Source organism: Ideonella sp., from assembly GCF_041914305.1.
Lineage (GTDB): Bacteria > Pseudomonadota > Gammaproteobacteria > Burkholderiales > Burkholderiaceae_C > Ideonella.
The window spans coordinates 101,171-109,887 of the sequence record NZ_JAYSDQ010000025.1 but is presented as its reverse complement, the minus strand read 5'-3'; the positions used below and the strand labels follow the sequence as shown (position 1 = coordinate 109,887).

Annotated in this window: 11 protein-coding genes; 6 read left to right on the top strand and 5 right to left on the bottom strand. The window is 71.1% G+C overall.

The genetic code is table 11. The features are described from left to right. From ACE3SG_RS26035 to ACE3SG_RS26020, 4 genes are all read right to left on the bottom strand, one after another. Window positions 1-1,498 (bottom strand): MFS transporter (locus tag ACE3SG_RS26035; protein WP_374569159.1); only part of this gene is annotated, 1,498 nt, incomplete at its 3' end. 218 nt (window positions 1,499-1,716) lie between these two features. Then, a complete protein-coding gene (locus ACE3SG_RS26030; protein ID WP_374569158.1) occupies window positions 1,717-2,310 on the bottom strand; it encodes a 2-hydroxychromene-2-carboxylate isomerase in 594 nt (197 codons plus the stop codon). Window positions 2,311-2,319: 9 nt separating this feature from the next. After that, window positions 2,320-2,580 carry a DUF1289 domain-containing protein gene (locus ACE3SG_RS26025; RefSeq protein ID WP_374569157.1) on the bottom strand — a complete coding sequence of 87 codons (261 nt, stop codon included), beginning with the start codon at window positions 2,578-2,580 and terminating at the stop codon, window positions 2,320-2,322. After that, the gene (locus ACE3SG_RS26020) at window positions 2,577-3,080 is read right to left on the bottom strand and encodes a YbaK/EbsC family protein (RefSeq protein WP_374569156.1); all 504 of its coding nucleotides are present in this window, start codon (window positions 3,078-3,080) and stop codon (window positions 2,577-2,579) included. The genes ACE3SG_RS26025 and ACE3SG_RS26020 overlap by 4 nt, the downstream gene beginning before the upstream one ends. Before the next feature lie 32 nt (window positions 3,081-3,112). Between ACE3SG_RS26020 and ACE3SG_RS26015 the strand changes: the two genes are divergently transcribed. The 6 genes from ACE3SG_RS26015 (at window position 3,113) to ACE3SG_RS25990 (ending at window position 8,096) form a co-directional block, all read left to right on the top strand. After that, window positions 3,113-3,679: a DUF1415 domain-containing protein gene (locus ACE3SG_RS26015; protein WP_374569155.1), complete on the top strand. Its 567-nt coding sequence runs from the start codon at window positions 3,113-3,115 to the stop codon at window positions 3,677-3,679. A gap of 63 nt (window positions 3,680-3,742) precedes the next feature. Continuing rightward, window positions 3,743-4,597 (top strand): archaetidylserine decarboxylase, encoded by an 855-nt coding sequence (gene asd / locus ACE3SG_RS26010; RefSeq protein ID WP_374569154.1) that lies wholly within the window; start codon window positions 3,743-3,745, stop codon window positions 4,595-4,597. Then, complete coding sequence (locus ACE3SG_RS26005) at window positions 4,594-5,325, top strand: hypothetical protein (protein ID WP_374569153.1); 732 nt, start codon at window positions 4,594-4,596, stop codon at window positions 5,323-5,325. The genes asd and ACE3SG_RS26005 overlap by 4 nt, the downstream gene beginning before the upstream one ends. A gap of 109 nt (window positions 5,326-5,434) precedes the next feature. After that, window positions 5,435-6,013, top strand: coding sequence for an RNA polymerase sigma factor (locus ACE3SG_RS26000; protein ID WP_374569152.1), 579 nt, complete (start codon window positions 5,435-5,437; stop codon window positions 6,011-6,013). Then, entirely contained in the window at window positions 6,010-6,693 is a 684-nt protein-coding gene (locus tag ACE3SG_RS25995) for a zf-HC2 domain-containing protein (RefSeq protein WP_374569151.1), read from the top strand. The genes ACE3SG_RS26000 and ACE3SG_RS25995 overlap by 4 nt, the downstream gene beginning before the upstream one ends. Next, window positions 6,690-8,096 (top strand): S8 family serine peptidase, encoded by a 1,407-nt coding sequence (locus ACE3SG_RS25990; protein ID WP_374569150.1) that lies wholly within the window; start codon window positions 6,690-6,692, stop codon window positions 8,094-8,096. The genes ACE3SG_RS25995 and ACE3SG_RS25990 overlap by 4 nt, the downstream gene beginning before the upstream one ends. Window positions 8,097-8,123: 27 nt before the next feature. Here ACE3SG_RS25990 and ACE3SG_RS25985 read toward each other — a convergent pair whose 3' ends face one another. Continuing rightward, window positions 8,124-8,483, bottom strand: a complete 360-nt coding sequence (locus tag ACE3SG_RS25985) for a hypothetical protein (RefSeq protein ID WP_374569149.1) — start codon at window positions 8,481-8,483, stop codon at window positions 8,124-8,126. Between the last annotated feature and the right edge of the window lie 234 nt (window positions 8,484-8,717).

The window sequence follows — 8,717 nt, the reverse complement described above, 5'->3', positions numbered from 1 at the left end:
CGAACCAGCCGTTGCCGATGTGGTACGGCAGGCTCATCGAGGTGTAGCGGATGCGGGTCGGGAACAGCTCGACCAGCATCGCGGCGATCGGGCCGTAGACCATCGTCACGTAGATCACCAGCAGCGCCAGGATCAGCACGATCTTGACCTTGTCGATCTTCGCCGGGTCGGCCTTCGTCGGGTAGCCGGCGGCCTTCAGCGCGTCGCCCACCACCTTCTTGAACTCGCCGTCCTTCTTCTTGATCTCGTCGGGGGTCAGCCCGACGTGGGTGAAGCTCTCAACCACCGTCTCGCCGATGCTGATCTTGGCCACGCCGGTGCCTGCGACGTTGTCATAGCTCACCGAGCCGGCCGACAGCACCTGCTTGGCGATGTCGCACGAACTGACGAACTTGGCCGTGCCGGTCGGGTTGAACTGGAACGAGCACTCCTTCGGGTCAGCGGTGACGGTGACCTTGTTCGCCGCCTGGGCCTTGGCCAGGTCGGGGTTGGCGGCCTCGGTCAGCGCCTTGAACAGCGGGAAGTAGGTCAGCGCGGCGATCAGGCAGCCGGCCATGATGATGGGCTTGCGGCCGATCTTGTCGGACAGCGCGCCGAACACGATGAAGAACGGCGTGCCGATCAGCAGCGACACGGCGATCAGGATGTTGGCGGTGGCCGCATCGACCTTCAGCGCGCCGGTCAGGAAGAACAGCGCATAGAACTGGCCGGTGTACCAGACGACGGCCTGGCCGGCGGTCAGGCCCAGCAGCGCCAGGATCACGATCTTCAGGTTGGGCCAGCGGCCGAACGATTCGGTCAGCGGCGCCTTCGAGGTCTTGCCCTCTTCCTTCATCTTCTTGAAGGCGGGCGACTCGTTCATGCTCAACCGGATCCACACGCTGACGGCGAGCAGGAAGATCGAGACCAGGAACGGGATGCGCCAGCCCCAGTCGGCAAAGTCCTTCTCGCCGATCGAGGTGCGCACGCCCAGGATCACGACCAGCGACAGGAACAGGCCCACCGTGGCCGTGGTCTGGATCCACGAGGTGTAGGCGCCGCGCTTGCCATGCGGCGCGTGCTCGGCCACGTAGGTGGCGGCACCACCGTACTCACCGCCGAGCGCCAGGCCCTGCAGCATGCGCAGGCCGATCAGGATGATCGGTGCCGCCACGCCGATCGACGCGTAGCTGGGCAACACGCCAACGATGAAGGTCGACAGGCCCATGATCAAGATCGTCACCAGGAAGGTGTACTTGCGGCCGATCATGTCGCCCAGGCGGCCGAACACGATGGCGCCGAAAGGCCGCACGACGAAGCCGGCCGCGAAGGCCAGCAACGAGAAGATCGTGCGCGAGGCCGGGTCGAGGGCCGAGAAGAACTGGTTGCCGATGATGACGGCCAGGGTGCCGTACAGGTAGAAGTCGTACCACTCGAACACCGTGCCGAGCGAAGAGGCGAAGATGACCTTCTTCTCTTCTTTCGTCATCGGCGTGCTCGCCGCTGCTGCAGTTGCCATGGATGTCTCCTGAGAGATCGTTACGCCACCACCTCGGCGGCGCATGGCGCGACTATCGAAGCCGCCTCTGACCTCGTTCTGACAGCTGGCTGATGCGAAGCTGACAAACTCAGGTGGAACCCTGACAATTCATTGCGCAATGTGGGATGACAACCGCAACCACGGGTAACACCCGAGGTCACCGTGCCGTCACACTGGCGCGTCAGGCCCGGGGCGCTTCAGCCAGCGTCGGCGGCCAGCAGGTCTTCGCGCAGCATCGGCAGCGCGTCCAGGCCCCAGTAGAGCTTGCCCAGCGCCTCGAAGGTCGGCACGCCGAACACGCCGCGGGCGATCGCGGTGTCGGTCAAGGCGCGCAGTTCGGCCTTGACCTCGTCGCTGTCGGGGTCGCGCTCGGGGGCCAGACTGGCTCGCAGCGCGGCCAGGCGCGCCGGGTCGTTGGGGTCGGCACCGTCGGCCTGCCAGACGTGGCGCATCAGCGCCTCGACGATGCGCCGGTTGGGCATCCGCCCGGCCGGGCCGCAGGCCAGCGACAGGCGCAGCAGCGCCAGCGGGTTGAACGGGTGCGGCACCGGGGTGCGCATCGTCGCCAGGCCCAGCTTCCTGGCCAGCCAGTCGACCTGGCGGAAGGTCCATTCACGCTTCGGCTCGATCTCGGCCGGGCCCTTGTGGCCGTGGGCCTTGAGCAGGCCGGCGAACAGCACCGGCCGGTAGTCGACGACATGGCTGCAGCCGACCAGCGCTTCGGGCAACTGCTCGAAGGCCAGGTAGGCGAACGGCGAGATCACGTCGAAGTGAAAGACGATCGGCGTCATGTGGGTTCCTTACGCGCCCTTCTTGGCCTGCGCCTGCCGGCGCGCCGGCAGCAGGCGCCAGACCTGCCGCTTGCCGTCGTCGGCCATCTTGCTCCAGGCGATGATCTCGTCGATCGTGCGGTAGCAGCCTTCGCACCAGCCGGTGCGGTCGTTCATGCGGCACACGCTGGTGCAAGGGGATGGGACACCTGGCCCGGCGGGGGCGGCGGCCGGTCCCCCGACGGGGTCCGGGCTGGCCAAGGGGGGGGCCGGTGGCAGCTCTGCGTTCACGCTTGTTGCACCACATCGGCCACCGGCGCGCCGGTCAGGCGCTCCAGGTCGGCCGGCGCCAGGCGGAAGACACCGTTCGGGTGCCCGGCCGCAGCCCACACCTCGTCGAAGCGGAACAGCTCGCGGTCGATCAGCGTCACCGGCGGTGTCGCATGGCCCACCGGCGCAACGCCGCCGATCGAATAGCCGGTCTTGGCCTTGACGAACTCGGCATCGGCGCGGCCCACCGGGCCCACCAGCGCCGCGACCTTCTTCTCGTCGACCCGCTTGTCGCCCGAGGCGACGACCAGCACCGCCGCGTCGTCGGCCTTGCGGCGGAAGATCACGCTCTTGGCGATCTGCCCGGTCGCCAGGCCCAGTGCCTCGGCAGCCTCCTGGCAGGTGCGCGCGGGCACGTCGAGCCAGCGCGGCGCATGCGGGTGGCCCAGGTCGGCGAGCAGGCGCGTGACCTGGGCAAAGGCTTCGTGCTGTGTGTCGGACGATGAAGATTCGGCAGCCATGGGCGGATTGTCGCCGCGCCACAATGCCCCTGATGAGTGCCACCACGCCCACCGACGCCGACACCGTGATCGCCACCACCCGAGACTGGCTCGAAAAAGCCGTGATCGGCCTGAACCTGTGCCCCTTCGCCAAGGCCGTGCACACCAAGGGCCAGGTGCGCTACGTGGTCAGTGCCGCCGTCGAGCCCGAGGCGCTGCTGCAAGAGCTGCAGCGCGAGCTTCAACACCTGGCCGAGGTCGACCCCGAGCAGACCGACACCACGCTGTTGATCCACCCGCAGGTGCTGCACGACTTTCTCGACTTCAACGACTTCCTGGCCAGCGCCGATGCGCTGCTGGCCGAGATGGGCCTCGAAGGCGAGCTGCAGGTCGCCAGCTTCCACCCGCAGTTCCAGTTCGCCGGCACCGAGCCCGACGACATCTCGAACTACACCAACCGCTCGCCCTACCCCACGCTGCACCTGCTGCGCGAGGCCAGCCTCGACCGCGCGGTCGAGGCCTTCCCCGACGCCGAGTCGATCTACGAGCGCAACATCGAGACGCTCGAACGGCTCGGGCACGAGGGCTGGGACGCGCTGTTCCCGCCGCCACACCGTTAGACACGGCGGCTGGGCGGCCACACTCCTACAATCGCGCCCCTTGCCGCCAACCTGTCATCTGCCGTGTCCGACCGCCTGCGCGTGCTGCCGCAATACCTGCTGCCCAAGCAGGCCCTGACATCGCTGATGGGCGCCTTGGCGCGCCGCGAGGCCGGTGGTTTGACGACCTCGGTGATCCGCTGGTTCGTCGGGCGCTACGGCGTCAACATGGCCGAGGCCGCCGAGCCCGACCTCGCCGCCTACAAGAGCTTCAACGCGTTCTTCACGCGGCCGCTGAAGCCCGGCGCCCGGCCGATCGCCCAGGCACCGCTGATCTGCCCGGTCGACGGCGCGATCAGCCAGTTCGGCCCGATCGACGGTGACCAGATCTTCCAGGCCAAGGGCCACCACTACTCGACCGTGGCGCTGGTCGGTGGTGACCAGGCGCTGGCCGCGCATTTCCACGGCGGCTCGTTCGCCACGCTGTACCTGAGCCCGCGCGACTACCACCGCATCCACATGCCGTGCGATGGCCGCCTGCTGCGCATGGTGCATGTGCCCGGCGCGCTGTTCTCGGTCAACCCGACCACGGCGCGCGGCGTGCCGGGGCTGTTCGCGCGCAACGAGCGGGTGGTCTGCCTGTTCGATGGCCCGCAGGGCCCGTTCCTGCTGGTGCTGGTGGGGGCCACGATCGTCGGCAGCATGGCCACCGTGTGGCACGGCGTGGTCAACCCGCCGCGGCCCGGCCACCTGCGCGAATGGGCATATCACAACGAGAACATCGCGCTGCGCCAGGGCGAAGAGATGGGCCGGTTCCTGCTCGGCTCGACGGTGGTGATGCTGTTCCCGCGCCGCGCCGACGGCCAGCCGCCGCTGCGCTTCAACCCGGCCTGGGCGCCGGGCGGCGCGGTTCGCCTCGGCGAGGCGATGGCGGGATGAGCACGCGGGGCTTGCCGCCGGCGCGCCGCCGCCGGCATGACAGCCCTGCAACCCGTTGGCTGTGGGTTGGCATCGCCGCATGGCTGGCGGCCACCACGGCATCGGCCCAGACCTGGGCCGTGCATGGCGAAGCCTCGCTCGCCAGCGACCTGACCGAGCGTGGCGTGTCGCAGTGGCCACAGCAGGCGGCAGCCCAGGCGCTGGTGGGCGTGTCGGACGGCACCCGCTGGTCGGCCACGCTGGCCCTCAGCGCGCCGCTGGACCATGCCCGCGACTACCAGGCCGTCGCACGCGGCAGCGCCTACTGGAGCGCCAGCGAAAACTGGCAATGGCAGGCCCACGTTGGCGCCTACGCCTACCCCGGCGGCGGCTACTACCGCTTCTACGACCGCATCGAGGCCGGTGTCGGCGCCAGCTACCGCGACCTGTGGTCGCTCGACCTGTCGGCCGCCCAGCTGAGCGAAGACGCCTCGCACACCTACCCCGCGATCGACCTGGGGCTGCGCTGGCCACTCACCGAGCAGTGGGTGCTGGCGGCCGGCATCGGCCGGGCCGAGTTGATGTGGTGGCCCGATCTTTGGTACACCTACGCCGACCTGGGCCTGGTCTGGCAGGCCGGCCCGTGGCGGGCGGCGCTGCGTTACCTGGGCGCCAGCGACAGCGCCCGGTTCTACCTGCAGCGCGCGGCCGAGCCGCACACCACGCTGAGCGTCAGCTGGCTGTTCTGACGGCACGGGCGACGCTGGTGGCGGGCGCCGGCCCGCTGGTTTTTTTCTTGCAGGCGGGGCAACCTTTTGGCGCGGCACCCGCACTTACCGGCATGCACAGCCGCCGCCCATGAACCCCAGCCCGCCCACCGACGACGACGCCGAACGCACGCTGCTGCGCCGCATGGCCAGCGGCGACCGTGCGGCCCTGGCCGAGATGTACCGGCCCTACCACCGCCGGCTGGCGCGCTTCCTGTCGCGCCTGACGCGGCGGCCCGACGTGATCGACGAGGTCATCAACGACTGCTTCTGGATCGTCTGGCAGAAGGCCGGCTCGTTCCGCGGCGACTCGCGCGTGTCGACCTGGATCTTCGGCATCGCCTACCGCTGCGCACTGAAATCGCTGCGCCAGCACGGCGACGACGACGCCGGTGACCCGGCGGTGCACGAGCTGGTCGACCCCAGCGCCGACCCGCAGGCCGAGCACGAACTGCGCGACTGGCTGGGCAAGGCGATGGCCCGGCTACCGACCGACCAGCGCGTGGTGCTGGAGCTGGCCTATGGCGGCGGCCACTCGCTGGAAGACATCGCGGCCATCATGCAGTGCCCCGTCGGCACGGTGAAGGCGCGCATGTTCCACGCCCGTGTCAAGCTGCGCAACCTGTTGCCCGACCTGGCCGGCCAACGCCCCCCGAAAGCAGTGCCATGAACGACGAGCCCACCCACCCCTCGGACCCGCGCCCCGACCACCTGCGCGCCTGGGCCGCCCTGCCCTGGGTCGTCAACGGCCACGCCACCCCCGAGCAGGCGCGCTGGGTGAGCGAGCATGTCGCGACCTGCGAAGACTGCCGCGCCGAGCTGGCCTGGCAGCAGCGGCTGCACGACGCGCTGGCCGCCCCCCCGGTGGCCAACCCCGCCGCCGTCGACCCCGCCACCGAAGCCGGCCTGCAACGCCTGCTGGCCCGGCTGGACGACGTGGCCGACGAGCCGCTGCCGGCGCCGCGGGTCGCCGCCGCGGCGCGCGGGTCGCACCGCCTGACCTGGGCGCTGGCCGCCGCGGTCGTGGTGCAGGCCGTTGGCCTGGGCGTGATGAGCTTTCAGCTCGCGCCTGCCAGTGACGGCGCGGCGTACCGCACCTTGTCCGAAGCGCCGGGCCCCGGCCCCGCCGCCACGCTGCGCGTGATGCCCGACGCGACGATGACGCTGGCGCAGTGGCAGTCGCTGCTGCAGGCGCAGGCGCTGCAGGTGGTCAGCGGCCCGAATGCCGGCGGCGCCTATGCCCTGGCCCCGGCGCCCGGCGCAGCGGCGGCACCGCGCGCCGACGCTCTGGCCCGGCTGCGCGCGTCACCCGGCATCCGCCTGGCCGAGCCGATCGGCAGCGCGCCATGAAATCACCACGGCCCCCCTGCGCGCCAGGGTTGGCCGGCCGGCTCGCCACGTTGCTCGCCACCTGCGCCCTCGGTGGTGCGCTCAGCGGGGCACTCGGTGGCTGCGCAGCACCGCCGAGCGCCGGCCTGGCCCCGGTCGACCCGGTGGCCACGATGCGCAACGACAGCAGCCGCTACATCGTGCTCGCGGTCGACAACCCGCTGGCCGCACCGGCCGGCCGCGCCGGCAGCAGCTTGGGCGGTTATGGGCCGGCGCCGCGTTACCTGCTGGGCGCGCGCGCGGCCGCCACGCTGGCGGCGATCGCCCAGCAGCATGGCCTGCGTGAAGCGGCCGGCTGGCCGATCGTCGCGCTCGGCTGGCACTGCGTGGTGTTCGAGCTGCCGCCGGGCCGCTCGCGCGACGAGTTGCTGGCCACGCTGGCCGCCGACCCGCGCGTGCGCCTGGCGCAGGCGCTGCAGGACTTCGAGACCCGCGCGGCCCCCACCGCCGCGCCCCTCACGACGGCGACCACCGGCAGCCTCAGTGCGGTGGGCGCCGCGGCATCCGCCACCGAGCAGGTGCCCTACAACGACCCCTACGTGAACCTGCAGCGCGGCTTCGTCGACACCGGCGCGGCGCAGGCGCACCGCTTTAGCACCGGCGCTGGCGTGCGCATCGCGGTGGTCGACACCGGCGCGGCGCTGAACCACCCCGACCTGCTCGGCCGCATCGTCGCCACGCGAGACCTGGTCGGCGAGCCGGCGGGCCGTTTCGAGTCCGACCGCCACGGCACCGAGGTGGCCGGCGTGATCGCCGCGGTCGGCAACAACCGTGAGGGCATCGTCGGCATCGCGCCGCAAGCGGGGCTGGAGCTGTTCAAGGCCTGCTGGGCGCGGCCGGCCCCCACGGCCGATGCCGGTGCCCGCTGCAACTCGTTCACGCTGGCCAAGGCGCTCGGCGGCGTGCTGGAGTCGGACGCGCGCATCGTCAACCTGAGCCTGGGCGGCCCGAGCGACCCCCTGCTCGACAAGCTGCTGGCCGAGCTGCTGCGCCAGGGCCGCATCGTCGTCGGTGCCTTGCCGCCGGACGGGCGGCGTGGCGGCTTCCCGACCGGCACCGCCGGCGTGCTGGCGGCCGGCGTCGCCGGCGAGCTGGCCAGCGACGCCGCCGACGTGGTGGCCGCGCCGGGGCGCGACGTGCTGACGCTGCAGCCCGGCACCGGCTACGACTACGCGAGCGGCTCGTCGATCGCCGCCGCGCATGTCAGCGGCGTGGCGGCGCTGCTGCTGTCGGCCGACCCGCGGCTGGACCGCGCGGCCTTGTGCGCCTTGATCCACGGCGCCAGCGGTGCGACGGCGCTGAACGCGAGCGCCGCGCTCGACACGCTGCGCTCGCGCCAGGCCGCGGGCAAACGCGCGCCGTAGCCCACGCCTGCCCACCTTGCGCCGCGCTCAGGCGCAGTTGCTGGTGACAGCGTGGTTGTGGGCCAAGGTGGTGCTCGATGTCACCGCCACGCTCTGCCCGGCCTTCAGCGACGCCAGCTGCGCGGCCGTCAGCGTAACCGTGTGGTCATGCCCCGCGCTGCCCTGGATGCTGTAGGTCTTGTCGGTCATCGAGCTCAGGTCCGCCTCGGGGATCGTCAGCACGTGCCCGTGATTGCCCGCAATCGCCGCGCCGCTCGCCCCGCAGGACTGCGGCGGGTCGTTGCCATCGTCACCATACCCTCCACCACCACCGCCGCACCCTTGCAGCCACAGCACCACCGTGCCGCTGCCCACCGCGCCCAGGAAACGCTTGCGCGTGACATTCATTGCTCGCTCCTCGAACCTTCGTGGCGCACCTTCATGCCCATCACGAAAGTGCTCGTCGGTAGGTGCAGCGGCGGGGCCGAAAGGTTGCCGGGCGAGCCTTCGGCGGCGCACAAGAGGCCATTGACTTTCGGCATTAGGGCTGGGCGCCGGCCGCTGCGGCGCCCTGGCGGCGGTCACCGCCCGCCGCCCGCACACCCCCCACGTTCCGACAGTCGCCGAGGCTCATGCTGCCGA